A 25,343-nucleotide genomic window follows, 5' to 3' on the forward strand; every position below is an offset into this window, starting at 1 on the left:
CCAACCAGGGGTTTTCTAATTACAAAAAAAAGAAGCCTCCGTGGCTTCTATTTTATTATCCCTATTTCTTTGTAATATCTCATTGCCCCGTCTGCTACTGGCAGGTCTGCTATGTCTTTTAGTGCATCTTCAACTTTTATTTCTTTTAAGCTTTTATTGTTTTCTGCTAGGGCATCTTTGTTTTCCCAAAATGACTTTGTCATTTGATATACTAGTTCATCGTCTAAGTCTGCTCTTGTATAAAGTAGCATTTTTATGGCTGATGTATTTATATCTTCTTCATTGTTGTATGAGCCTGCTTTTATTGTGTAGCTTGTGTACCAAGGGTATTTTGTTTTTAATTCTTCTATAAAATCTTTTGGTATTTCTAATATTTTAGCATCTGCTGATCTTGTGATTTCTGTTACTGATGCTGCTGGAACTGCTGACATTATCCAAACTCCATCTAGTTTTCCAACTCTCATCAGTTCTGCTGATTCTGATGGTGCAACATTTTCTAGTTTTAAATCATTTCTATTTAAGTCTGCTATATCAAGATGGGCTAGGGTTTCGCTTTCTGTTGTGGAACCTGTTGCTCCTGCTGAAAAGTTTTTTCCTTGCAAATCTTTTACCGTATTTATATTTTGATTATTTCTTACAAGAACTTGGTTTGGATTTAGGTAAAGTCCTGCTATTACTCTTATATCTTTATTTTCTCTTCCTTTAAATATATCTTGTCCATGATAGGCTTGGTAGATTATTGAACTTACCCCAAGGCTTACTTCTGCATCTTTATCATAGATTATATTTAAGTTATCTACTCCACCATTTGATGCTTCAGAGAAAAATCTCGTTCCTTCTATATTTTCTGACCAAGTTTGTGCTAGTGAATACCCAAGTCCATACAAGGCACCGCTTGTTGATGCAGTTGGTATTCTAACTACATTTTCATTTTTCTTACAGCCTACTAAAAGTAATAGGCAGAAAAATATTGAAATTATTTTTTTATTTATATTTTTATGCATGGGAAAGCTTCCTTTCAAATAATATTAGTCCAGTTATTAGGATTATAGAAATTATGTCTGTTTTTAGATTCGGATCTATAAATAATATTCCTCCTATAAATAAAAGAATGTTTAAATATTTTTCTTTTTTAAATAGGTAGCCTGAATTTGCAAATGTTATTGCCAAAATTCCAATCACTGCCCCTAAAATTATTCTAATTGTTACTAAAAATTCGCCTGATTGTAATAAAAGAGCTTCATTATTGATAAAGAAAAATGGCAAAATAAATCCAGCTAGTCCTAATTTTATCGCTATCATTGAAGTTTTAAACATGTCTGATCTTGCAATCGAACTTGCAACATAGGATGATATTGCAACTGGTGGTGTAATATTTGCAAGGCAGGCATAGATCATGCAGAATAAATGAGCTGCTATTGGACTTGCTCCGCATTTTATTAAAATTGGTACTGCAACTGAAACTACAATTACATAGGCTGCAACTCCTGGAACTCCAACTCCCAATACAACTGATAAAATCATTACCATAAAGGCTCCGAAATAAATATTAGTAGACTTTACTAGGCTAAGAACAAGTCCTCCAAAGTTTAGTCCTAGTCCTGTTAAAGATACTGTTCCAATTATTAACCCAATCAAGATGCAGGCCACACAAACTTTTAGTGCAGAACTTGCTCCGTCCACTGCAGCATCTACTACATCTTTTAAACTCATTGCCGTTTCTTTGTTTAAGTATGATGAAATAATTGTTGCAAAGATTCCATACACTGCACAATCGATTGGCGAATAAGATTTTGCCATCATAAATAACAAAAGAAAAAGTGGAATTAATAAGTGCCATCTTGCTTTTAATATTTTTTTATAGTCTTTGTTTTCTACTTCAGTTTTTAGATTTAATTTTTTTGCTTCTAAGTGAACTGCAAGAAGCAAACTCATGTAATATAAAAAGGCTGGAATTATTGCAACTTTTACAACATCAATGTAGGGAATTTGTAAAAATTCTGCCATTACAAAGGCTGCTGCTCCCATTATCGGCGGGCAAAATTGTCCCCCGGTTGATGCAACTGCTTCTACGGCTGCTGAAAACTCTTTTGAATAGCCAAGTTTTTTCATCATTGGTATTGTTATTGTTCCAGTGGCAGCGACATTTGCAACCGCTGATCCATTTATCATTCCCATCAAGGCTGAGGCTAGAACTGCAACTTTTGCTGGTCCTCCTGTTGTTGATCCTATTAAGGCTAGTGAAATATCGTTTATGAAATCAGAAAATCCACTATATTTTAAAAATGATCCAAATACAACAAACAAAAATATGTAGCTGGCACAAACTCCAACGCTAATTCCAAATATTCCGGAATTGCCCCAGACAAAATAATTTAAAATTCTTTTTATTGAAAATCCTCCGTGGGCTAGAGGTCCTGATAAAAATTTTCCCCAATATAGGTAGCTTAGGAAAAATAAAACTAAGTAAAAAAGATTTTTATTTACCTTAAATCCTAAGTATAGGATTAAAATTAGACTAAGTCCCGCAACAAAGAGGTCTAGATTTTCTGTGTAGGCTCCTCTTTGAGATATAATCGGATAATTTATTATTATGTAGGAAAAAGTAAACACTGAAAGCCCTGCCAGTATTATTTTTATTAGATTTGATTCCTTTCCATCTTTTAATAGCAAAAAAGATAGGACTAAAACAAACATTACATGGATTGATCTAAGATTCATATCTTGCACATATATAAAACTGACCATCACTATTTGTAAGATAACCCAGATAAATAAAAGGGTTCTTATAAATTTATTGTCTTTTGAAAAATTAATTTTTTCCACTTTATTTTCCTTTCAATTCTTAAAATTTATCTTATTATTAAATAATATATGCAATAAAAAAAATCTCAAGCCTAAACTCGAGATTTTTTTATTATATTTATTTTTTATAATTAATCTTCAACATTTACTACTATTGAACCGTAGCCTTTAGCTTTTCTTTTATAAACAATTTCTACCCTGTCAGTTTCGGCATTTAAAAATACGTAGAAATTATGGTTTAAAAGTTCCATTTGAAGGATTGCTTCTTCTTCCATCATAGGGCTTAAGTTAAACTCTTTTCTTCTAATAATTTTTCCTTCTTCTTGGCTAGATTCTTCTTCAAAACTTTCAATATTTTCAAATCTTATAGTTTCTGAATTATCTTGATATCTTCTTTTTAATCTAGTTTTATATTTTCTAGTTTGTCTTGATAGAGCATCTACAGCCTTATCAATTGATTCATACATATCTTGTGTAGTTTCTTCTGCACGAAGGATTGTACCTGGCAAAAATATTGTAACTTCAACAGTTTGTCCATTCTTTTGAGTAGAAAAAACTGCTCTTGCTCTTACCTCTTCATTAAAATATTTATCGATTTTTGATAACTTTTCGTTTGCCCTATCTTTTAGAGCTTCTGTTAAATCTATGTTTTTTCCTACTAATTCAAGTTTCATTAAACCAACCTCCTATTTTGCATTAATTATTCTGTATTAAATTGTTACCCTAATTTTTGAATAGTATTCAACAATTTATTCCTGTGGATAGTGTGGATAAGTCTGTGTGGAATATGTTTTTACTAGGATTTGACTGTGGATTGTTTTAAATTTTATTTAATTTTAGGATTTTTTTCTATGATATAATATAGCTGTATAGATGGAGGAAATGATTTGAAAATTAAAAATAAAAATATAAATCTAAAAAGACCAATCGGCATGAGAACAATAAAAACAGCACTTGCTGTTACCATTAGTCTTTATATTTCTCAAATGTTAAATTTAGGAGCTCCTATTTTTACTGCAATAGCTTCAATTTCAACAATGAAAGCTTCCATTAGTGAAAGTTTTAATGACGTTTCTAGAAGACTTTTCACTGCTGTTTTTGGAGTTGTTCTTGGTTATTTATTTTCTTTAATCCCACTCGGAGAAGAATTCCTTCCACTATTAGCTGGAATTGGAATTATCATAATAATTTATATGCTACAAGTTTTAAATTTAAAAAGAATGATTATTTTATCTTGTATAGTTTTTGTTGCATCTCTTTGTGCAGAATCTAACAAGCTAGTTTATGGAATAAATAGAATTATCGGAACTTTTGTCGGCATAGCTGTTTCTGTTCCTATAAATTATTTAATTTCTGCACCAAATTTGTCTCAAAACTATTTAAGACAGGCAAAATCTTTGACAGAACTTTCAAAAATGTTTTTGCTTGAACTTATTACAAAAAGTGACCACAAGATTACTGATTTTGAAATTGAATATAACAAATTAAATGAAATATATAAAACAATAGTTTCAGAAAAATCTATGCCAGTCCATGGAGAACTGCTCCCTGTTACGACAGAAAAGATTATGAAATTATTTGATGATATTAGCTTTAGGTTTCATATCCTAAATTCGATTAAAGAAAGGCCCCATGTTGAAAAAGAAAGCCAAGAAATGGTTGAAAGTTTGCTGAGGCTAAATATTTTTACTGAAGGCCAATTAGAAGGCGACCTAAATTCAGTTTATAATTTCCATATAAAGAAAATAATTTCTAATCTGAATGAACTTGAAAAAATAATAGGTGATAATTATGAACATGAATAATTTAAAATCTGCTAGAAATAAATTTAAACTAGCTCAAAAATTATTAATAAATATAGATTCTTTTGTTGAACTTGCAGAAAATGCAAACCAAGAATTGATTAATTTTATTGAAATGATCAATGGAAAAAGCTTAGTCAAGGAGCACATAGCTTTTGATTTAAGTGAAGATAAACTTTTGATTGTAAATAATATAAAGAAATACCTGCCTGAACTTTTTAATCAGGTTTATATAGACAAGCTTGCAGAAGATATTTTAGCTTCTTATCCGAGTCTTATAAGTATCGGCGAATATGACGGAGAAAAAACGCCTGTCTATGATAATTTTATGCAAAAATCTTATGATATTTATAATCTCGATATGGAAGATTTTACTAATAAGATATTTCTTGCAAGAATCATAGAAATTGATGGATATAAGTTTATTATCTCTTTTGTCAGCCAATTTGAAGAAATGCAAAAAGATTTTTTCTTAGATAGTCTTAGACAATTGTTTTTCTACAAAGGTTTTTACGAATTTAGGGACAATGATCAAGTTTTTGAAATGCAAAATTTCTTAAAAAAATCCTTTCTCGACATCCTAATTGCTTATACTATGGAACTTACAAGTAAAATCCAATTAAAAGACAATAAACTTTTGGATGAAAGAGAAAATAATATCTCTACTAAGCTTTTCTCAGACCCAAACGATAGGGAAATTTTTAAAGCTTATAGTCAAGAAATGAGCAAGAAATATGATCTTAGTCAAGCAAATATTGTCTTTATTTTTGATGATATGGTAAAGCTTCTTGGAAAGCCTGATATAGACCTTTCTGATCCAAATTCTTATAATATAGAAGATATTATTGGAACTACTTGCAAGAGTGGCAACTTTTTTATTGATGCTCAGATAAAAGAAGTCGTAAATATTTTATATGATTTCTTCTCATTTGCGAAAAATAAAAATACAAAGTTTGAAAAGCCTTTTAAAGAAATAGAATATGTATCTCAAAATATTTTTACCTATATAAATTATCTTAAAAGCTCTGATACAGGTCTTTATTTCGACCAAAATCTTTTAAATATTTTGGGTAATTTTAAATCTTGTAAATTTTTAGATGATTTTTATGTTTTTGTAAATACAATAACTGAATCCACTCTTACTTTTAATAAGCATTTTGATTCTATAACTCAATCTGGCATAGATAGACTAGCTTATGTTTTGGAACTTGAACCTATAAAAGATGTAAAAAATCCTAATCTTAACCACTATCCTATTCTTGAATATTTTTTCAATTTTTTAAATAAGAAAGCTCTTATTGAAGGCAAGGACAAGGAAATCAATTTTTCAGATGATATTAATAACTTTTTATATCTTAAAAATAAGGAAAAGATGGCTATTTTTATCTACTACTTTTTAGACAAGGACTTTATGTTAAGCTTCCTTAAAGAATCAAAGTATGAGGATATAATTTCTAGCCTTGTTAAGATAATTAGGGGCATAAAAAAAGACAGTCTATCTACTGATAAACTATCTTTAACTCGACTTGATAAATTTAGTATTAAATTGCTCGCTTCTGTCAATATGATAAAATTTGACAATAGAAATCTTGTCTTGACTCAATTGGGCAAAGATATGTATGATTATTATTTGAATAATGTAGAAAAAAATAATGTTATAAATATAAATAATTATTTAAAGTAAAGAGGTAATATGGAAAAATTTAATTTATTTCTTAAAAAGAATGTAAATAATCGATTTTTAATTTTTTTAGATAAACTTATGTATCGGTTTACAGACCACAAGGTTACCCAGATTGGAGCATCTTTAGTATATTTTGCTATACTTTCGATTTTCCCTTTTATAATCGCCTTGTTAAACCTTCTAAATTATGCAAAATTTTTCAAATCAGAGCAATTATTTTCTTATATAAATTTGCTGCCAGCTGATATAGGAAATATAGCCTATAAATTTATAGAAGAAATTTCGACATCATCTTCTTCTGGTCTATTATCAATCTCAATCATAGCCGGTCTTTATACTGCATCTGGGATTTTGCACAAGCTAATCACCAATATAAATCTGGCTTATGGTTTTAAAGATGATAGAGGATTTATAAAACTAAGGGCAATGGCTCTTTTATTTACAATTGCTCTTATGTTTATAATTGCTCTTGTTTTAATGGGCCAAGTTTTTGGAGAAATTGTGACAAAATTAATTATAGAATACCTGGATTTAGAAGCTCATTCACATATATTTATACAAATTTCTTTTTTTGTAATTTCTATTGTGGCGCTCTTCCTTGTAATCTCATTATTATATAGACTTTCTCCAGTAAAAACTGTTAAACAATTGATAACTTATAAGATGGTTCTTCCAGGAGCTGCTTTTACAACAATTGCTACAATAATTGCATCTAAACTCTTTTCATTTTATGTGAAAAATTTTGCTAAATATTCTGTAACTTATGGTTCACTTGCCGGGATAATTATTATGCTGATTTGGATGTGGATTATATTTATAATAATCCTACTTGGGGCTGAAATTAATGGGACAATTTTTTCTATGAAACATTTTAAAGAACATAGCTTGTGGCCAAGAAATGATTCAGTTATTAAAAATAAGATAAGACAAGATGATATGATTTAATAAATCTGATTAAAATAATTAAATAATCGATGGACTAGCTGCTATTAAGGCAGCTATTTTTATTTGATTTTTATCTTTTATTATTTTTGCTATTTCACTTATGGTTGCAGCACTTGTTATAACATCATCTACAATTATTATATTTCCATCAATCTTTCTTGTGATTTCAAAAGCATTTTCTATGTTTTTCTTTCTATCATTTTGGTTTGCAAGCCTTACTTGTTGCTGGGTGAATTTTGATTTTTCTATTGGTTTTATCAGTTCTAAAAAAGTGTTGTCTGCTATTTCCTTAGCTATGAGTTCAGCCTGGTTATATCCTCTTAATTTTAAATCTTTTTTGTGCATTGGAACAAAACTTATGTATTTATAATCTTTTATTATTTTTGATTTTAAAAGCAAATCTGTCATTATATCTGCAAGAATTTTATAATAATAAGTTTTATCCCTAAATTTAAAATCTATAATAATATCTTTTATCAGAGATTTGTATTCGCAAGCGATTAAAAGTTCATCAAGAATGTCTACTTCCTGATTAAATTTCACGCCAAATCCTATATTGTCTAGGCAATTTTGGCAAAGATCAAATTTTACTGGATCCTTCGATCCACAATAAAGACACTTAGTCATTTTCTAATTTTTCCTTTAGCTTTGAATTTCTCTTGTTTACATGGTTATTTTTTACCATCATCTGCAAATATTTATATTGGCCCACAAGGACAACTAATTTTTTCGCCCTGGTTATGGCAGTATAAATTAAATTTCTTGTAAGCAATAAGGCTGGTGCAAAATGAATTGGTATAACTACAACATCAAACTCCGAGCCTTGGGACTTATGGATTGTGCAGGCGTAGGCCAACATGAGTTCTGAAAGGTCTTCATATTCATACTTTACAAGTTTTACCTCGTCATATCTTACATAAAGTTCATTTTCAGATTCGTCAATTTTCTCTATATATCCAATATCTCCATTAAAAACGCCTTCGCCTTCTTCCATATATTCGCTAGACTCTATCTTGTATTCAAGATTGTAGTTGTTTTTTATATGCATAACCTTGTCGCCCAGCCTAAATATTTCAGACCCGTATTTTATTTCCTGACCCTTTGGATTTAAAACAGCTTGGAGTTTTTTATTTAGATTATTTACTCCTGCCGCTCCCTTTTTCATTGGAGCAAGAACTTGTATATCTGAACTATCTATATTGTAATAGCTTGGAAGTCTCTTGCTGACTAAGTCGATTATAATATCAGAACTTTTGTTTTGGTCTTCTTCTGCTATCATAAAGAAATCTTTTGAGTTTGTAATTTCTGGCATCTGCGCCTTGTTGATAAGATGTGCATTTTTTACAATCATAGATTCCTGAGATTGCCTAAAAATTTCTGTTAGATTTACAGTTGGGATTTTTTTTGATTCTATTAAATCTCCAAGAACATTTCCCGCTCCAATTGATGGAAGCTGGTCCTTATCACCAACTAAAATCAACCTGGTGTCATCTTTTAAGGCTTTTAAAAGAGAATTCATAAGCATAAGATCAACCATGGAAAGCTCATCTACTATTAAAACATCGCAGTCTAGACTTTCTTGTTCTTCATAGTCATAATTTATTTTGTCATCTGTAAAACCAAGTTCTAAAAGTCTGTGGATTGTTGATGCATCTCTTAGAGTAGTTTCTTTCATCCTCTTTGCCGCCCTTCCAGTTGGTGCAGCAAGTTTTACAGATTTTTCTAGAAGTTCAAATAATTCTATTATTGCCTTAAGAGTTGTGGTCTTTCCAGTTCCAGGTCCCCCAGTTATTATTAAAACTCCATTATTTACAGAATCTTTTAAGGCTTGGATTTGTTTATCTGCAAGTTTGATATTTTGTCTTTCTTGAATTTTTTCTATTAATTTATCTATGTCTTGGTCTTCCCTGTGGTCAACTTTTAGCATGGTCTTTAATTTTCCGGAGATATAGTTTTCTGCCCTTAAATATGGAGCAAAATAGCATAAGACTTGTCCGTCTTCTCTTCTTTCTACAAAAAACCTATCGTCTAGAGAAAGATTATTTATTTCTTTATCTAAAACCAATTCATCAACATCAATTAATTTTTTTGTTTGCTTTATTAATTCGTCTTTTTCTAAATAGGAATTCCCATAATAAATAAAGGTCAAAAGTGTGTATTTTAAGGCTGCCCTGGCTCTTTTTTCCGGGTCAATATTGCCAAATTGTCTGGCTATTGAATCAGCTTTTGCAAAGGATATTCCCCTTATATCATCTGCCAATTTATATGGATCTTCTTTTATAATTTCTATGGCTTCATCACCATATTCATTGTAAATTTTTATTATACTTGAATTTCCAATCCCAAATTTTGTTAAAAATAAAGATAAATCTCTTATCCCCTTGTTTGATTCTAGTGAGGACTTGATTTTTTCTAATTTTTTTCTTCCTATGCCTTCAACTTCTATCAACCTATCGGGATTTTTTTCGATTATTTCAAGACTGTCTTCTTTAAATCTTTCTACTATTGCCTTGGCTGTTTTTTCTCCAACAAAGGCTATGATGCCTGATGCTAAATATTTTTCTATTTCATCTAAAGATTCTGGTTTTTCTTCTTCTAATTCTTCAAACTTGAATTGTTCTCCATATTTTTTATGGTAGATAAAATCGCCTTTAAAAGTGTAGTTAAAAGAAGTTTTTAATTCAAGACAAGTTCCCACAACTGTAAGATCTTCATCTTCTGACAATACAGCAGCAATTGTGTAGCCATTATCTTCATTTCTATATATAATTTTTTCAACTCTTGCCTTAATACTAATCATAAATCCCACGCCTTAAAAAAATTAAAGAGAGCAAAAAGCTCTCTTTATATTAAAGATATTTCTTTAATTCTTCAACCTTGTCAGTTTTTTCCCATGGTAGGTCTAAATCATCTCTACCAAAGTGTCCATAGCTTGCTACTTGTTTATAAATTGGTCTAAATAAATCAAGATTTTTTATTATAGCAGCTGGTCTAGCATCAAAGTGCTTTTTAACAATTTCTATTAATTCTTCATCTGCAATACTTGATGTATTAAAAGTATCGATATGAATTGATACCGGATGAGTAACTCCGATAGCATAAGCTAATCCAACTTCACATTTTCTTGCAAGTCCTGCAGCTACAATATTTTTAGCTATATATCTTGCATAGTAAGTTGCAGACCTATCTACCTTTGTTGGGTCTTTACCAGAAAAAGCTCCGCCGCCGTGTCTTCCAACTCCGCCGTAGGTATCAACTATAATTTTTCTTCCAGTTAGTCCAGCATCTGCCATCGGTCCACCAAGAACAAATCTTCCTGTCGGATTGATCCAGTATTTTGTATTTTCATCTAACATTTTTTCTGGAAGAATTGGTTTTATAACTTCTCTTATTATATCTTTTCTCAATTCTTCAATATCAACATCTGGATCATGTTGGCTTGATACTACTACATTTTCAATTCTTTTTGGAATACCATTTTCATATTCAACACTGACTTGTGTCTTTCCGTCTGGTCTAAGATATTCAAGAGTATTAGTTTTTCTTACAGCAGCTAATTTTCTTGAAAGCTTATGAGCAAGGTCAATTGTTAGTGGCATGTAGCTTTCAGTTTCATCGCTCGCATAGCCAAACATAATTCCTTGGTCGCCTGCTCCAAAGGCATCAAATTCATCTATATCATTAGATTTTTTCCTATCAACGCCCATTGCTATATCAGGAGATTGTTCTTTAATAGCTGATATAACTGAACAAGTTTCGTAATCAAAACCGTATTTACCTCTGGTGTATCCAATTTCTTTTAATGTATCTCTAACTATATTTGTAAAATCAACATAGCCTGTTGTAGTTATTTCTCCGGTTACAAAAATCATTCCTGTTGTTGCTAAAGTTTCGCAAGCAACTCTTGGATCTTTGTCTTCTTTCAAAATCTCATCAAGAATAGCATCTGATATTTGGTCGCAGACTTTATCAGGATGTCCTTCTGTTACAGATTCTGAAGTAAAAATATTATTTTTCAAAAATCTTCCTCCTAAATAAAAAATTCTCCAAAGAGCTTGGAGAAGACGATTTTTACCTCATCTTTCAGAGAAGCTCTCTGTAGGACTTAGCACCTATTCAGGTTGCCGGGTTTCATAGTGCCTATTCACTCCACCACTCTTAATAAGGTTAATATTTATATGAATAGATTATAACAATAAAAGTATTCTTTGTAAAGCTAGCTAGTTTTGCTTGAGTTTTTATCTTATAAATTTTAATTTTATATTTTTAGCTTTATAAATTTTCCAATAAAAAATATCCCCTGAAAAATCAGAGGATATTTCATATGTTTATTTATGCTTTATGCAAAATGAAGCTTAATAACTATAGTTGTAACTAAGAGAATAAGTAACTGGGATATAAAATATACTATATTCATGCTCTTAATAACATCCTTATATTTAAAAATTCCAGCCAAAACTGAAAATATAACATAGCCTATAACTATATAACAAAATATCCTATACACACTAGGATCAAAAACATTACCCATACCTTCAGTCTCTTTGACTCTAAAGAAAATAAGTATTTGAGAAATTAAATATAAAAAAGCATTAATTATTAAAAAAATATATTTAATCTTATCTTTCTTGCTTAATTCACTAAAACCCATTTTTACCTCCTCTATTTACTTTAATCATATAACTTATTACTATACTATCATGAATAATAAAATTTAAAAACAAAGTTGATTTTATGATCTATGTTTTATTTTCCCATAAAAAATATCCCCTGAAAAATCAGAGGATATATTTCCTATAAATTTAATTATTTTAAAATAATAAAATTATATTGCTATAATTTCAAAATATTTAAGTAAAGCTATGCCTATTGCGTAGGTAAATATAGACATAAGATAAGAAACTGTTATTATTTTTGAAGTTAATATAGAATCTGACCCCATGTTTTTTCCCATTATAAAACAATTTACTGCACAAGGAGTTGCAAAAAATACATAGGCAACTGTTATCTGAGCCTTGTCAAATCCTAAAAAATAAGCAATTGGAACTAAAACAAGGGCCGCAAGGACAACTTTTATAAAGGCTGATCCAAAACTTAATCCAAAATCTTTATTGTGTTTTGAAATTTCTAAAGATGCTCCTACCATCAAAAGTGAAAATGGAGTAGCTAAAAACCCAAGAATATGCATGCCATCTTCTATTCCTTGATAAAAAGAAAAAGATGATTTTTTTGCTATTAGGGCAAGTATTGTGACAATTATCATAGGATTTTTTATAATTTTTAATAAAAATATTTTTAGATTAAATTCATCGCCACTATAATAAGAAAGTAAAATTATAGCCAAGAGATTAAACATAGATATACCAAAAACAAAGACAATTATAACAGGGTCCATGTCTATATTTGGATATATGTAATTTAATATTGGCAGGCCTATATATAAAAAGTTTGACCTATAAGAGCAATGAACAAAGGCTGATAATTTATTTTTATCTTCTATAAAAAATCTTGCAAAAAACCAAGTTATTGCAAATACAAAAACAGTTCCCAGCATAATATAGGCAATATATTTTACATCTATGCCATGCGTTTTTGAATCTCTAATATTAAAAAACAAAGAACATGGAAGGGCTATATAAAAAATAATATTATTTCCCTTGGATATAAAAGTTTCATCAACAAAGCCTATTATTTTCAATATTTGTCCTATCAGTAGAACAAAAAACACTGGTATTATTACACTGATACCGAGTTGTAAATACTCCATAATAACTCCTTTAAAATAAAAATAATTCTACCCACAAGATCACTTGCAGGCAGAATATTATTTTACTTATTTATTTGGTCTTAATTCTTTTATGCCACCCATGTATGGTTGAAGTGGTTCTGGAATTTTGATTGATCCGTCTTCTTGTAATAAGTTTTCTAAGAAAGCTATTAGCATTCTTGGTGGAGCAACTACTGTATTGTTAAGTGTGTGAGCTAAGTAGTTTCCGTTTTCTCCCTTGATTCTGATATTTAATCTTCTTGCTTGAGCATCGCCAAGATTTGAACATGATCCAACTTCAAAATATTTCTTTTGTCTTGGACTCCAAGCTTCAACATCAAGTGATTTTACTTTTAAATCTGCCAAGTCTCCTGAACAACATTCTAAAGTTCTAACTGGAATATCAAGTGATCTAAAGAAATCTACTGTGTTGTTCCATAATTGGTCGTACCAATATTCTGAATCTTCTGGTTTACAAATTACAACCATTTCCTGTTTTTCAAATTGGTGGATTCTGTAAACTCCTCTTTCTTCAATTCCGTGAGCTCCAACTTCTTTTCTAAAGCATGGTGAATAAGAAGTAAGTGCGTGAGGAAGAGTTTCTTCTTCTGTGATTGTGTCTATATATTTACCGATCATAGAGTGTTCACTTGTTCCTATAAGATATAGGTCTTCTCCTTCTATCTTATACATCATATTTTCCATTTCTGAAAAACTCATAACGCCAGTAACAACATCAGAACGAATCATAAATGGAGGTACATAGTAAGTAAAACCTCTGTCTATCATAAAATCTCTTGCATAAGAAAGTATTGCTGAATGAAGTCTTGCTATATTTCCTTTTAGATAATAAAATCCTGCACCAGAAGTTTTTCTTGCTGCATCTAAATCTATTCCGTCAAATTTTTCCATTATGTCTATGTGGTATGGAACTTCATATTCAGGAACTAGAGGTTCGCCAAATTTTTCAAGTTCAACATTTTCTGTGTCATCTTTTCCTAGAGGAACTGTATCTGCCATGATTTGAGGAATAACCATCATTTTTGCTTTTAAGTCTTCTTCTAGTTCTCTTTGTCTATTTTCTAAATCAACAACTTCTTCATTGATCTTTTTTACTTCAAGTTTTGCTGCTTCTGCTTCTTCTTTTTTCTTTTGAGCCATCAAAGCACCAATTTTTTTAGAGCTAGCATTTCTATTTGATCTAAGCTCATCTCCCCTAGTTTTTACTTCTCTTAATTCTTTATCAATTTCAATTACTTCATCAACTAATGGAAGCTTTTCATCCTGATATTTCTTTCTAATATTTTCTTTTACAAGCTCTGGGTTTTCTCTGATAAATTTTATATCTAACATTTTTACCTCCAATAAAAAAAGCCTTCTCACCCCAAAGGGACGAGAAGACCCGCGTTGCCACCCTAATTAATCTTTCGATTCACTTAAAATTAATAAACTCAAAGACGGATTCAAAAAGCTAAGTTACCTGTTCTCAGCTAACACAGGCTCTCTTAAAACATCACTTTTTTACTACTTCTTATCATAGTTTTATACATTTTTATAAAGTATAACAAATTTGATTTAAAAAGGCAAACAACTATTTATTTTCCTTAAAACCTTCGTATAGTTTTCCTTCTTTTTCTGCTATATATTTTTCTGCATTTACAGCAGCTATTGCTCCATCTGAGGCTGCAGTTACAACTTGTCTAACTGTTTTTATTCTCAAATCTCCTGCTGCAAATACTCCATCAAGATTTGTATGCATTTCTTCATCTGTTTTTATATAACCTTTTTCCATTTCAATTTGGCCTTCAAATAATTTTGTATTTGGAACATAACCTATAAATACAAAAATACCAAATGGTTCATCAGATGTTATAGATTTTACTTCACCAGTTTTTAGATTTTCTAAAACAAGTTCTTTTGCTGTCATGTCGCCTTTAATTTCTTTTACAGTTGAATCCCAAATAAAATCTATCTTGTCATTATCAAAAGCTCTTTTTTGTAGAGTTTGACTTGCTCTTAGTGCATCTCTTCTGTGAATTATGTGAACTTTTTTTGCAAATTTTGTAATAAATAGCGCTTCATCTATTGCAGAGTCGCCACCACCTACTACATAAACTTCAAGTCCTTCATAAAAGGCTGCATCACAAGTTGCACAATATGAAATTCCCTTGCCTGCATATTCTTCTTCTCCAGGACAACCAATTTTTCTTGGATCAGCTCCTGTTGCAATTATAACAGCCTTGGCTTCATATTCTTTTTCCTTTGTTTTGATTTTTTTAACTTCTTCTTTTAATTCAGCTTCGACAACTTCGTCATAGACAAATTCTGCACCAAATTCTACAACTTGTTTTTTCATCTTTGCTCCAAGTTCTGCTCCGTTTATCATGTCTATGCCCGGATAGTTTTCAACATCAGTTGTATTTGTAATTTGTCCGCCTTCAATTTTTGATTCTATAACTAAAGTTTTTAATTTTGCCCTAGCTCCATATAAGGCAGCAGTAAGTCCAGCTGGTCCTCCGCCTAGTATAATTAAATCGTACATAATTTCCTCCAATACTTTTCTAAAATTAATCTTCTGTCAAATCTTTTAAACATCCTCTTAATTTATAGTCTACAGCTTTTAGTCCCTCTACATCTTTTGAATTGGTTAAAGCTGCTATCATCCTAGTTTTGTCAATCAAAGCTTGTATATATTCTTGTGCATAATCATAACCACCGTGCATTAAATATTTTAAAATTTCTCCACAAATAGCCACCATGTCTGAACCAAGCGCAAGAGCCTTGGCTATTTCTAAAGAATTTTTTATTCCTCCTGATCCGATTATAAAAAGATCATCAAGATCAAGACTTTTTGCTTCGATAATTGATAGGGCTGTTGGATTTCCCCATGAATACAAGTCAGATAAATCATTGTAAGGAGTTCTTAAATTTTCAACTTCTAGAAAATTTGTTCCACCATAACCTGCAACATCGACATATCTTACCCCAATATCATAAAGTCTCTTTACAACAAGCTTTGAAAGTCCAAAACCAACTTCTTTAACTATTACAGGAACATCCACTCCCTCAACAATAGTTTTTATATTTGATTTTATATCTTTAAAGACCCTGTCGCCTTCTTCCATGGCAAGTTCCTGAGCTGGATTTAAATGGATTTGGATTGCATCTGCATCGATTATATCTATTGCAAGTTGTGCCTCTTCAAGACTGGCATGACCATTTATATTACCAATTACTATTCCATCGTCTCCAATAATTTCTCTAACTATTTTAAAAGAATCAATAGCGCTTTTGTCTTCTGTGATTATTGTTTCTGATCCAACTGCCATAGCTATATTAAATTCTTTTGCTAATCTTGCTAAGTCTGTATTTACATTTTTTAAAAAATCTGTTCCCCCAGTCATGGCATTTATCATAAGGGGAAAATCTATTTTTTTATTCAAGAAGTCTATAGAGAGATTTATATCATCATAATCAAAATTTATTAAAGAACTGTGATGTAAAAATACATCTTCAAACAAAGTATCTCCAACAAAATCTGTCTTTAGACAATTTTCTAAATGTTCTCTTTTTCTATATTTTCTCATACTTACTCCACTTCTATTACAATATCGATCTTCTTACAAATTCTTTGGCAATTTTTTCGCCGTTGTGCCTAACGCTGACACATTCGTCTATAAAATCGCCTTCTATGATATCTATTTTATTATCTTCTAAAAATTTATAGTCATCTTGGTCAATCTCAACTTGGCTCGATTTCGAAAGATTTTTATATCTTTCAAGCATAGCCTGACTAACTTTTTTTGTATTAATAACTACACTATCTATTATACCCATATAGGAATGTTTATAGATTGCATTTATGTGATCTCTTAGCTTAAAATCTGTAGTCTCTCCCAGTTCTGTCATTACATTCGAAATATAAATTTTTTCAGCCTTGGAAGCTTTTAAACCATCAATTATTCCATCGACCAATAAATTTGGGATAATTGATGTGTATAAAGATCCTGGACCAAAAATAATTACATCAGCTTCTTTTATAGCTGATACTGCATCTTTATTCGCCTTTGGAATATCTGGAAAAATTCCCATCTTTTTAATTTTTGTATCTAGTTTATATGCCATATTTGGAATTATAGACTCACCTATGCACTTGTCTCCATTTTCAAATTCTGCAACAAGGTGAATATTTTCATAAGTTACCGGCAATACTTTTCCAGAAATAGATAAAATATTTTCCATCTCATTTAAAGCAAGGTCCAAACCTCCGTATATATCACAAAGAGCAGCAATTAAGATATTTCCAAAGTTTTGATCTTTCAAACCGCCCGATTTAAACCTATATTGCAAAAGTTTTTCCATAACCCCTTCTGTATTTGCAAGAGCCGCCATACAGTTTCTTAAATCTCCTGGTGGAAGTATTCCAAGGTCGTGTCTTAATATTCCAGATCCTCCACCATCATCTGCCATACTTACTATGGCAGTTATATTTGATTTGTATTTTTTTATCCCTTTTAAAATCGTACTGGTTCCTGTTCCTCCACCGATTACTACTATGTTTTTCAATGTTTATTCACATCTCTATGACTTATAGAAATTTTATAGTCTTTGTTTTTTAATCTTTTGCCTAGTTCATTAGCTATAGCAACAGATCGGTGGAAGCCGCCAGTACAGCCTATTCCTACAACTAAAATACTTTTACCTTCTTTTTTATAATTTGGGATCAAGAAGTTTAACATATCAACTGCCTTGTCTAAAAAGTTTTGAGTTACTTCTTTATTTATTACATAGTCTCTTGTCTTAGGATTTTCTCCATTTAATTTTTTTAATTCATCAATATAATAAGGATTTGGCAAAAATCTAACATCAAATATTAAATCTCCGTCTAAAAGAATTCCATTTTTAAAACCAAATGAGCAAATTGAAACCTTGATATCTCCATCATTTTCTAATTCTAAGGTTTCAATTAACTTTTGTCTTAACTGTTTGTCTGTAAAATTTGATGTATCAATAATATAATTGGCATCTTTTTTTATATCCTTTAAGATTTCCTTCTCTAAATTGTAGCCTTTTACAATTGACTTGCTTAGAGGATGAGGCCTTCTCAATTCCTTATACCTATTTATTATTACATCTTCATCAGCATCTAAAAATAAAATCTTATAATTGAAATTTAATTTTTTCATTTCCTGCAAGGACTTAGAAAAATTTTGGAAAAATAAACCACTTCTAGCATCAACCACAACACAAACTTTATTTTCATAGTTGGATGATGAAGCTATTTCAGCAAATTTAGGAAGAAGTTGGGGTGGTAAATTATCCATGGCAAAATATCCCAAATCTTCTAATTGGTTTAGCGTTTTTGATTTACCTGCTCCACTCATCCCTGTTATTACAAGAATTTCCATATTCTCCTCCAATATATTTAACTTCCCTTTGTAATTTTACAGAAAACTTATCAAAAATTACTTTTTGGACAATTTCTATTAATTCTCTTACATCTTTTGCAGTAGCCTTGTCTTTATTTATTATAAAGCCACTATGTTTGTCGCTGACCATGGCTCCCCCATGTCTTAATCCTCTTAATCCTGCCTCATCAACCATTTGACCAACAAAATGTCCTTCTGGTCTTCTAAAAGTTGATCCTGCAGATGGATATTCAAGAGGTTGCTTGGAAAGTCTTCTTTGCCACAAATCATCCATAAGATTTTTAATTTCTTCTTTGCTCTTATCTTTATTTAAAGAAAATTCAACTTCAAGAATTATATAATTTTTATCTTGAGCTATTGAATGTCTGTAAGAAAAATCCATTTCTTCATTCGATAAAACTTTTACATTTAAATCTTCATCAAGAATTTTTACGCTCGAAACTACATTTTTCATCTCTGAACCATAGGCACCAGCATTCATTATCGCTCCCCCGCCTACACTTCCAGGAATCCCATGTGCAAATTCTAAACCACTTAAATTTTTATCTAAAGCAGCATTGGCAAGTTCTCTTAGAGAAAGACCTGCCCCAGCTATTATTTTATTATCATTTATATCAAGTTTTGTAAAAGCAGATTTTAAAATTATAACAAGACCATCATAGCCCTCGTCTGCACACAAAACATTTGATCCATTCCCTAAAATCAAAATCTCAAGCTCATCTTTTCTCGCTCTTTTTATAGCTTCAATTAAAGATTCTTCATTTTTAGGAAAGAGGACATATTTTGCTGGTCCTCCAATTTTAAAACTTGTGTATTTTTTTAATTCTTCGTTTTCAAAAAAACGACCGCAATCTTTTAAATCAATCATTTTACACCTCATAATCATTATACTATAAATTAATCTCATTCTATAATAAAGATAATCTTTAATCGTGGCTTGAATCTTCTCACTGTGCTATAATTTTCTTATGAAAAAGTTTGTTTTTTTTATAGTTTCCACAATCGTTTTCCTTTTTTTATTATTTAGTATTTTCTTTTATAAAAGCTATGACTATAAAGACTATCAAATCACTTCTAGTCTTTTTAAAAGCCAAATAAAAAGAAATAATAAATCTTTAATCAAAAAAAATTATTACACAAAAGATTTTGACTTTTCTGATGTGAACAAGGACGGTAACTTGGAACTTGCCCTAGTGTATAAAAATTATTTAACTAGAAAATCCTTAGTTGAAGTTTATAGTCTAAAAGAAAATCCAGAACTTATTTTAAGTAAAGAACTTAGCAAGTATAAACCTTGGAGAGTAAAGTTTGGAAATATCCTAGGAGATGAAGAAGAAGAGCTTTTAATTGGCTTTATTAAAAAAACTCCACTCCACCCAATAATGGATAAAAGATGCTTCGCCTATAAAATAGATTGGGAAAATAAATCTTACATACCAATGTATAGGGCGTCTCGATTTTTGCAATCCTTCACAGACTTTACAAGCTATGATCTCGATAAGGATGGCTATGCAGAACTTTTCTTAATCGAAAAAAATAGGGATGGGTCCAATAGACTGACTTGCTATAAATGGCACGGCTACGGCTACCAGCTTTTTTATAAAAGTAAGGATTATAAAAAATTAAAAGAATTTACAAAATCTGAAAAATTGATGGTTGATGGAAGAGAAGTATTTTTGCAAGACGAAAAATTAATAATAGGAGAGAAAAATGAAAAATTATAAGAAAATTATTTGCATCCTAATTGCAGTCCTGTCACTAACAGCTTGCTCCGCACTTGATAAAAAAGACTCAAAAGATGCAACAGAAAATGCAAAAGATATTAACCAGGAGGATATCGCATTTTTAGATGATTACAACAAAATTATCAAGGTTGAATACAATCCAAGCGAATTTACTCCAAAAGTAGAAAATGTAACCATGAATTCCTACCAAGATATAGAAAACATAGACAGCTTTTCTAATATAAATGCTTCTCAAACTAAGGCTTTAGAAGAAAAGGGATTTTTTATTTCACCAACAGCAAAAGGAGATATAGACACATCAGAACAACCTTTTTATATCTACGATGACAACCTATATAAAAATATTCCTTCTTTTATAACAACAGACACAGTCCTTCATATGTATCATTTATTTTATGATAACTTCTTAAGTAATCTTGAAGAAAATGTACTTTTCGAAAAATTGACTCAGTTAAATCAAAAAATGCTAGAAGGATCAATAAAGCAATATGAAGAATTATCAGACAATGAAGTAAAAGAATTGGCACTAAAAAACATTGCCTATTTTGCAACTGTAAATTCAATTATTGGGCAAGACTTATCTGGACTTAATATTCCAGAAGAAGCAAAAGCCCTAAGTCAAAAAGAACTATCACTTATAGAAGCTCAGGCAAAAGAAGAATCTGCAATTTTAAATGCAAAAATAGACTACTCACAGTTTAAACCAAGAGGCCACTATACAAAATCTGAAACTTTAGAAAAATATTTTAAAGGCATGATGTATTTTGGACAAGCTGGATTCTTTGAACAAATAGACGGAGTCGCAAGAGACGATTTAATGGCTATGGCTTTACTTATGACTGATACAATTTTTAGAAGCGAAGAAGCCTACGATTTATGGGCAGACATTTATGATCCAATGAGCTTTTTAGTTGATGGAGCTGATGACCTTGGACCAAAAGATTTTGCTAAACTTCTTTACGGAATCTATGGCAAAGAACCAGACTTAAATAGTCTACTAGAAAAAGATTCCCTAGCTAGCCTTCACAAAAATCTACAAAAAATGCCTAAACCAAAAATAGCAGACTTCCTAGGCTACTCTTTTAGATTTATGCCACAAAGACAAGTTGTAGATTCAGTTTTAATGCAAAACCTTGTTGATCTTGTTGGAGAAAAAAATCCATATTCAAAAAAACCAATCTACACTGGTCTTGAATTAGCAGCAGTTATGGGAAGTGACCTTGCAGAAGATATAGAATTTAATAGACCGGAAGAAAAATTCTTCAATAACTCTTGGAAAGAATATCCAAAAGTATACGAAGAAACTAAAAAAGAATTTGAAGAATTAGATCAAGAATCTTGGCAAAAAAATCTTTACAGAGGTTGGTTGTGGACCCTATCAGCACTTACAAAAGACTTTGAAGAAGGTTACCCTAGCTTTATGCAAAGTGAGGCTTGGAAAACAAAAGATCTTAACACAATGCTTGGATCTTGGGCAGAATTAAAACACGATACAATCCTATATGGAAAAGATGTATCAGCCCAACTTGGCGATGGAGGTATGGAAGATATACCAAAATCATATGTTGAACCTAATGTAGAAGTTTATGAAAAATTATCCTGGCTTATAGACTTTACAAGTCAAAACTTAAAATCAAGAGACATGCTAGATCCTATTCAAGAAGAAAATCTTTTATCTTTCAAAGAAATATGTGATCAATTTGCCGCAATTAGTATAAAAGAATTAAATAACGAAGAATTAACAGAAGATGAATATATGGACCTTTTCTGGATTGGCGGAACCATAGAATATTTATCAACAGTCTTTGTTGATAGCAAGCTAACTAGCTGGGAATATCTAAATGAAGATGATCAAAAAATTGAAATCATAGCAGACCTTATGGGCGTTGTAGATAACGATTGTGATCTTCCAGCAAACTCTTTCTTCCACGTTGGCATTGGACCAGTTTATGAAATTTATGTTGCCTACCCAATAAATGGAAAACTTTACCTTGGAAGAGGAGCAGTATTCTCTTACAGAGAGCTATTAGACGGACAAAGATTAACAGACAATGAATTCAGAGAAAAACTACAAGCAAATCCAGAACTTGGAATACCAAAATGGATGGACGGCTTGCTAGAAGACGAATTACAAATTGATTACTCTTATGACTATGATATTTAAAAAATAAATTTTTTAAGAGCTGGGAATTTGAGCTGAACCCCAAAATCCGGAATTCGGATGGAGGGGTTTTTTCATGTCAAAATACACAAAAGAATTTAAAATACAATTAGTAATGGAATATTTATCAGGAAAAACAGGCGGTTGAGAAATTATAGCTAAAAGATATAATATTCCAGATAGCACTCTAGAAAACTGGTTAAATAAATATAAGGCAGGAGGATTTGATAACTTAGATAAAAAACTAAAAAACGATAAATACACTATTGAATTTAAGTTATCAGTAATACAATATAGGCAAATCAATAATACTTCGCTAAGAGAGACTGCAGAACACTTTAATATTGTTAATGGATCTACTGTGTATAGATGGGAGAAAAATTATCAAGAACGTGGTCTATCTGGCTTAGAAGATAACAGAGGAAGGCCTAAGAAAGATATGTATAAAGCAGATAAGAAAGATAAAAATCAAAAACCAATAGATGAGTCAGAAAGAGAAGAATTAATTAGACTTAGAGAAGAGAATAAATATTTAAAGATGCAGATACTATTCGAAAAAAAGTTTCAAGCCTTGCTACTGGAAGAGGAAGCAGAAGCAAGGAGAAAACAAAAATAATATTAAGTCTTCTAGATGAACACCCTGAAACAAAAGCAAGCGAATGGATAAAAGTAGCTAAGCTTCCAAAGTCATCATATTATGAATGGAAGATAAAATTAGGAAAACAAGTAGATAAAGACAAAGAAATTAGGGAAGAAATTGAGTTAATAGTTAAAGAAAGCAGAGGAAGATATGGATATAGGAGAGTAAATACAGCCCTAAGAAATAAAGGTATAATAGTAAACCATAAAAGAGTTCTAAGAATCATGAAACAAGAAGGACTCCTATGTAGTAAATTTAAAACTAGATCAAGAAAATACTCATCATACAAAGGACAAATAGGTAAAGTAGCAAACAATATAGTAAACAGACAATTTAAAGCAAGTAAACCAAATCAATTATGGTTGACAGATGTAACAGAATTTAGGATAAAAGGTAAAGAAGAAAAACTTTACCTATCACCAATATTAGACTTATACAACAGTGAAATAATAAGCTATACATTAAGTAATCACCCAACAATAAAACTAACAAACACAATGTTAGAAAAGGCACTAAATAAAAACAAAGATATCAAAGAATTAACAATACACTCAGACCAAGGATTTCACTATCAACACAAATCTTGGACAAATAAATTAGAAAAAATGAACATTAGGCAAAGTATGTCAAGAAAAGGGAATTGTTTAGACAATTCACCAATGGAAAATTTCTTTGGAATATTGAAACAAGAAATGTATTATGGAGTGGAATTTAATAGCTATGATGAATTGATTAATGAAATAGAAAAATATATCAAATGGTACAATGAAGATAGAATTAAAGAAAAATTAAACGGAATGTCCCCTGTCATGTACAGATTACATTCCGCTTAAAAGATTATTAATTTATTCCGTGTTTACGGGTTCAGGTCATAAAAGCTGCTTTTTCCAATATTTTATTATTTTTAAGAATTTAATTAAATATGTAAATTAAAAGATATCTGTTCTTTAAGCTTACATAAATTTATATATCAATATTAAATTTGCAAATCAAAGTTCCCAAAATTTAATTATATGCATTTTTTGCTAAAAAGATAAATTCAAATATATCAACATCTAATAATTCAAGAGCTTTCTTTTCTTTTTCAGCATCCACCAAACTAACATCCTTTTAAGAAATCAATTATTTATTTTTCTTATATTGAATTTCTAAAAAACTGACAAAACATATAGAAAATAATAAAAATTTTCTTATAAATAAAGTTTTTATACCATTGTCATCTATGTATATTCCCTGTGATAGTAGATATTCTCTGTATACAAAATATAAAAAAATATGAATGATTGTATTTTTAACAAGGATTTTTATATTATCCATAACAGTCACCTTCAAATAGTATAGAATATTTTTCACTCATTCATATAATTTTCTATACTTAGGTCCTATATGAAATTACATAACTCTCAAACTCCAAAAACAGATACTGATGGATATAAGGCGTTTTAGTACTATATGAAATTACATAACTCTCAAACATGAAAGAATGGAAAGATTTATGCTAGACAGTTTTAGTCCTATATGAAATTACATAACTCTCAAACATAAGCTCTAAAAGATTCTATATACAACCTGTTTTAGTACTATATGAAATTACATAACTCTCAAACATGAAGTCGATTTAGAAAAGATACCAAAATGTTTTAGTACTATATGAAATTACATAACTCTCAAACAGAATGGTAGATTCAATCTTATCACCCTTAGTTTTAGTACTATATGAAATTACATAACTCTCAAACTTCTTCAAGCAATTCCTGGTGATGCAACAAGTTTTAGTACTATATGAAATTACATAACTCTCAAACCCTTTCAAGAAGCTTGCGATTATCTTTGTATGTTTTAGTACTATATGAAATTACATAACTCTCAAACTAGAAATTTCTCACATAAATTGTCAAATGAAGTTTTAGTACTATATGAAATTACATAACTCTCAAACTCCTTGCCCCTAATTTTGCCCATAAAGGCTGTTTTAGTACTATATGAAATTACATAACTCTCAAACATCTTGATTGATAAAGATACCGAACTTAAGGTTTTAGTACTATATGAAATTACATAACTCTCAAACTGCTTCTGCAAATGCTGAATATCCACCACAGTTTTAGTACTATATGAAATTACATAACTCTCAAACCTTCTACATGCTTTTAAATTGCCAAAAACTGTTTTAGTACTATATGAAATTACATAACTCTCAAACATTCCAACTAATTTTTCTAAAGCATCTAAAGTTTTAGTACTATATGAAATTACATAACTCTCAAACTAAGCCCTTATAGATCCTAAAGCCATTTTTAGTTTTAGTACTATATGAAATTACATAACTCTCAAACTGGAATTGATAAGCTAGATGGTTTAGAAA

22 protein-coding genes, 1 CRISPR repeat array, 1 riboswitch and 1 other annotated feature are annotated in these 25,343 nt (G+C 30.4%); of the genes, 7 read left to right on the forward strand and 15 right to left on the reverse strand.

Annotated features, from left to right (window positions below):
* Positions 1–47: 47 nt before the first annotated feature.
* The 3 genes from HGPB_RS01740 to hpf all read right to left on the reverse strand — a co-directional run bounded on the left by HGPB_RS01740 (position 48) and on the right by hpf (position 3,479).
* Positions 48–1,004 (reverse strand): TAXI family TRAP transporter solute-binding subunit, encoded by a 957-nt coding sequence (locus tag HGPB_RS01740; protein ID WP_019131955.1) that lies wholly within the window; start codon positions 1,002–1,004, stop codon positions 48–50.
* Positions 997–2,826, reverse strand: a complete 1,830-nt coding sequence (locus HGPB_RS01745; RefSeq protein ID WP_019131956.1) for a TRAP transporter permease — start codon at positions 2,824–2,826, stop codon at positions 997–999. The genes HGPB_RS01740 and HGPB_RS01745 overlap by 8 nt, the downstream gene beginning before the upstream one ends.
* 110 nt (positions 2,827–2,936) lie before the next feature.
* On the reverse strand, positions 2,937–3,479 hold the full coding sequence (hpf, locus tag HGPB_RS01750; protein ID WP_019131957.1) for a ribosome hibernation-promoting factor, HPF/YfiA family: 543 nt from the start codon (positions 3,477–3,479) through the stop codon (positions 2,937–2,939).
* 213 nt (positions 3,480–3,692) lie between these two features.
* Between hpf and HGPB_RS01755 the strand changes: the two genes are divergently transcribed.
* The 3 genes from HGPB_RS01755 to HGPB_RS01765 are packed head-to-tail and all read left to right on the forward strand — an operon-like array spanning position 3,693 to position 7,236.
* A complete protein-coding gene (locus tag HGPB_RS01755) occupies positions 3,693–4,610 on the forward strand; it encodes an FUSC family protein (protein WP_019131958.1) in 918 nt (305 codons plus the stop codon).
* Positions 4,597–6,291: a hypothetical protein gene (locus tag HGPB_RS01760; protein ID WP_019131959.1), complete on the forward strand. Its 1,695-nt coding sequence runs from the start codon at positions 4,597–4,599 to the stop codon at positions 6,289–6,291. The genes HGPB_RS01755 and HGPB_RS01760 overlap by 14 nt, the downstream gene beginning before the upstream one ends.
* Positions 6,292–6,300: 9 nt before the next feature.
* Complete coding sequence (locus HGPB_RS01765; RefSeq protein ID WP_019131960.1) at positions 6,301–7,236, forward strand: YihY/virulence factor BrkB family protein; 936 nt, start codon at positions 6,301–6,303, stop codon at positions 7,234–7,236.
* Positions 7,237–7,254: 18 nt separating this feature from the next.
* On the opposite strand, the gene HGPB_RS01770 is transcribed toward HGPB_RS01765, so the two are convergent.
* The 11 genes from HGPB_RS01770 to murB all read right to left on the reverse strand — a co-directional run bounded on the left by HGPB_RS01770 (position 7,255) and on the right by murB (position 19,300).
* Complete coding sequence (locus tag HGPB_RS01770) at positions 7,255–7,863, reverse strand: ComF family protein (protein ID WP_019131961.1); 609 nt, start codon at positions 7,861–7,863, stop codon at positions 7,255–7,257.
* A complete protein-coding gene (gene recD2, locus HGPB_RS01775; protein ID WP_019131962.1) occupies positions 7,856–10,036 on the reverse strand; it encodes an SF1B family DNA helicase RecD2 in 2,181 nt (726 codons plus the stop codon). The genes HGPB_RS01770 and recD2 overlap by 8 nt, the downstream gene beginning before the upstream one ends.
* Before the next feature lie 49 nt (positions 10,037–10,085).
* The gene (gene metK, locus HGPB_RS01780; RefSeq protein WP_019131963.1) at positions 10,086–11,255 is read right to left on the reverse strand and encodes a methionine adenosyltransferase; all 1,170 of its coding nucleotides are present in this window, start codon (positions 11,253–11,255) and stop codon (positions 10,086–10,088) included.
* A gap of 54 nt (positions 11,256–11,309) precedes the next feature.
* Positions 11,310–11,404: riboswitch (SAM riboswitch) on the reverse strand.
* 171 nt (positions 11,405–11,575) lie between these two features.
* Positions 11,576–11,887: a hypothetical protein gene (locus HGPB_RS01785; protein ID WP_019131964.1), complete on the reverse strand. Its 312-nt coding sequence runs from the start codon at positions 11,885–11,887 to the stop codon at positions 11,576–11,578.
* Positions 11,888–12,061: 174 nt separating this feature from the next.
* Positions 12,062–13,003 carry an AEC family transporter gene (locus HGPB_RS01790; RefSeq protein ID WP_019131965.1) on the reverse strand — a complete coding sequence of 314 codons (942 nt, stop codon included), beginning with the start codon at positions 13,001–13,003 and terminating at the stop codon, positions 12,062–12,064.
* A gap of 66 nt (positions 13,004–13,069) precedes the next feature.
* Positions 13,070–14,356 carry a serine--tRNA ligase gene (gene serS / locus HGPB_RS01795; RefSeq protein WP_019131966.1) on the reverse strand — a complete coding sequence of 429 codons (1,287 nt, stop codon included), beginning with the start codon at positions 14,354–14,356 and terminating at the stop codon, positions 13,070–13,072.
* Positions 14,357–14,388: 32 nt separating this feature from the next.
* Positions 14,389–14,550, reverse strand: a binding site (T-box leader).
* Between the two features lie 44 nt (positions 14,551–14,594).
* Positions 14,595–15,557, reverse strand: coding sequence for a thioredoxin-disulfide reductase (trxB, locus tag HGPB_RS01800; RefSeq protein ID WP_218915121.1), 963 nt, complete (start codon positions 15,555–15,557; stop codon positions 14,595–14,597).
* A gap of 13 nt (positions 15,558–15,570) precedes the next feature.
* A complete protein-coding gene (gene fni, locus HGPB_RS01805) occupies positions 15,571–16,590 on the reverse strand; it encodes a type 2 isopentenyl-diphosphate Delta-isomerase (RefSeq protein ID WP_019131968.1) in 1,020 nt (339 codons plus the stop codon).
* A gap of 16 nt (positions 16,591–16,606) precedes the next feature.
* Positions 16,607–17,569 carry a gluconeogenesis factor YvcK family protein gene (locus HGPB_RS01810; protein WP_019131969.1) on the reverse strand — a complete coding sequence of 321 codons (963 nt, stop codon included), beginning with the start codon at positions 17,567–17,569 and terminating at the stop codon, positions 16,607–16,609.
* Complete coding sequence (gene rapZ, locus HGPB_RS01815; RefSeq protein ID WP_019131970.1) at positions 17,566–18,411, reverse strand: RNase adapter RapZ; 846 nt, start codon at positions 18,409–18,411, stop codon at positions 17,566–17,568. The genes HGPB_RS01810 and rapZ overlap by 4 nt, the downstream gene beginning before the upstream one ends.
* Positions 18,371–19,300: a UDP-N-acetylmuramate dehydrogenase gene (gene murB, locus HGPB_RS01820; RefSeq protein ID WP_019131971.1), complete on the reverse strand. Its 930-nt coding sequence runs from the start codon at positions 19,298–19,300 to the stop codon at positions 18,371–18,373. Before murB ends, rapZ begins: the two co-directional genes overlap by 41 nt.
* Positions 19,301–19,610: 310 nt before the next feature.
* Here murB and HGPB_RS08410 point away from each other — a divergent pair, with 310 nt between their 5' ends.
* From HGPB_RS08410 to HGPB_RS08755, 4 genes are all read left to right on the forward strand, one after another.
* Positions 19,611–20,156: a hypothetical protein gene (locus HGPB_RS08410; protein WP_172635022.1), complete on the forward strand. Its 546-nt coding sequence runs from the start codon at positions 19,611–19,613 to the stop codon at positions 20,154–20,156.
* Positions 20,143–22,341 (forward strand): DUF3160 domain-containing protein, encoded by a 2,199-nt coding sequence (locus HGPB_RS01830; protein WP_019131973.1) that lies wholly within the window; start codon positions 20,143–20,145, stop codon positions 22,339–22,341. The genes HGPB_RS08410 and HGPB_RS01830 overlap by 14 nt, the downstream gene beginning before the upstream one ends.
* 262 nt (positions 22,342–22,603) lie before the next feature.
* Positions 22,604–22,954 (forward strand): helix-turn-helix domain-containing protein, encoded by a 351-nt coding sequence (locus HGPB_RS08930; RefSeq protein ID WP_262361897.1) that lies wholly within the window; start codon positions 22,604–22,606, stop codon positions 22,952–22,954.
* Positions 22,888–23,811, forward strand: coding sequence for an IS3 family transposase (locus HGPB_RS08755; RefSeq protein WP_245543852.1), 924 nt, complete (start codon positions 22,888–22,890; stop codon positions 23,809–23,811). Before HGPB_RS08930 ends, HGPB_RS08755 begins: the two co-directional genes overlap by 67 nt.
* Positions 23,812–24,100: 289 nt before the next feature.
* Here the strand turns inward: HGPB_RS08755 and HGPB_RS01845 are convergent, their stop codons facing one another.
* Positions 24,101–24,295 carry a hypothetical protein gene (locus HGPB_RS01845; RefSeq protein WP_019131977.1) on the reverse strand — a complete coding sequence of 65 codons (195 nt, stop codon included), beginning with the start codon at positions 24,293–24,295 and terminating at the stop codon, positions 24,101–24,103.
* A 56-nt stretch (positions 24,296–24,351) separates the two neighbouring features.
* A CRISPR array of direct repeats spans positions 24,352–25,314; the repeat unit is 36 nt; unit sequence GTTTTAGTACTATATGAAATTACATAACTCTCAAAC.
* Positions 25,315–25,343: the final 29 nt, after the last annotated feature.

It is taken from the genome of Peptoniphilus obesi ph1 (assembly GCF_000311865.1).
GTDB lineage: Bacteria > Bacillota > Clostridia > Tissierellales > Peptoniphilaceae > Peptoniphilus_E > Peptoniphilus_E obesi.

What these genes read in the sequence shown, in the direction of transcription:
- HGPB_RS01830 (WP_019131973.1), top strand. Translation starts at nt 20,143, where the DNA reads ATGAAAAATTATAAGAAAATTATTTGCATCCTAATTGCAGTCCTGTCA.
- HGPB_RS01765 (WP_019131960.1), top strand. Translation starts at nt 6,301, where the DNA reads ATGGAAAAATTTAATTTATTTCTTAAAAAGAATGTAAATAATCGATTT.
- rapZ (WP_019131970.1), bottom strand. Translation starts at nt 18,411, where the DNA reads ATGGAAATTCTTGTAATAACAGGGATGAGTGGAGCAGGTAAATCAAAA.
- murB (WP_019131971.1), bottom strand. Translation starts at nt 19,300, where the DNA reads ATGATTGATTTAAAAGATTGCGGTCGTTTTTTTGAAAACGAAGAATTA.
- recD2 (WP_019131962.1), bottom strand. Translation starts at nt 10,036, where the DNA reads ATGATTAGTATTAAGGCAAGAGTTGAAAAAATTATATATAGAAATGAA.
- HGPB_RS01785 (WP_019131964.1), bottom strand. Translation starts at nt 11,887, where the DNA reads ATGGGTTTTAGTGAATTAAGCAAGAAAGATAAGATTAAATATATTTTT.
- hpf (WP_019131957.1), bottom strand. Translation starts at nt 3,479, where the DNA reads ATGAAACTTGAATTAGTAGGAAAAAACATAGATTTAACAGAAGCTCTA.
- HGPB_RS01740 (WP_019131955.1), bottom strand. Translation starts at nt 1,004, where the DNA reads ATGCATAAAAATATAAATAAAAAAATAATTTCAATATTTTTCTGCCTA.
- HGPB_RS01790 (WP_019131965.1), bottom strand. Translation starts at nt 13,003, where the DNA reads ATGGAGTATTTACAACTCGGTATCAGTGTAATAATACCAGTGTTTTTT.
- serS (WP_019131966.1), bottom strand. Translation starts at nt 14,356, where the DNA reads ATGTTAGATATAAAATTTATCAGAGAAAACCCAGAGCTTGTAAAAGAA.
- fni (WP_019131968.1), bottom strand. Translation starts at nt 16,590, where the DNA reads ATGAGAAAATATAGAAAAAGAGAACATTTAGAAAATTGTCTAAAGACA.
- HGPB_RS01770 (WP_019131961.1), bottom strand. Translation starts at nt 7,863, where the DNA reads ATGACTAAGTGTCTTTATTGTGGATCGAAGGATCCAGTAAAATTTGAT.
- HGPB_RS01845 (WP_019131977.1), bottom strand. Translation starts at nt 24,295, where the DNA reads ATGGATAATATAAAAATCCTTGTTAAAAATACAATCATTCATATTTTT.
- HGPB_RS01760 (WP_019131959.1), top strand. Translation starts at nt 4,597, where the DNA reads ATGAACATGAATAATTTAAAATCTGCTAGAAATAAATTTAAACTAGCT.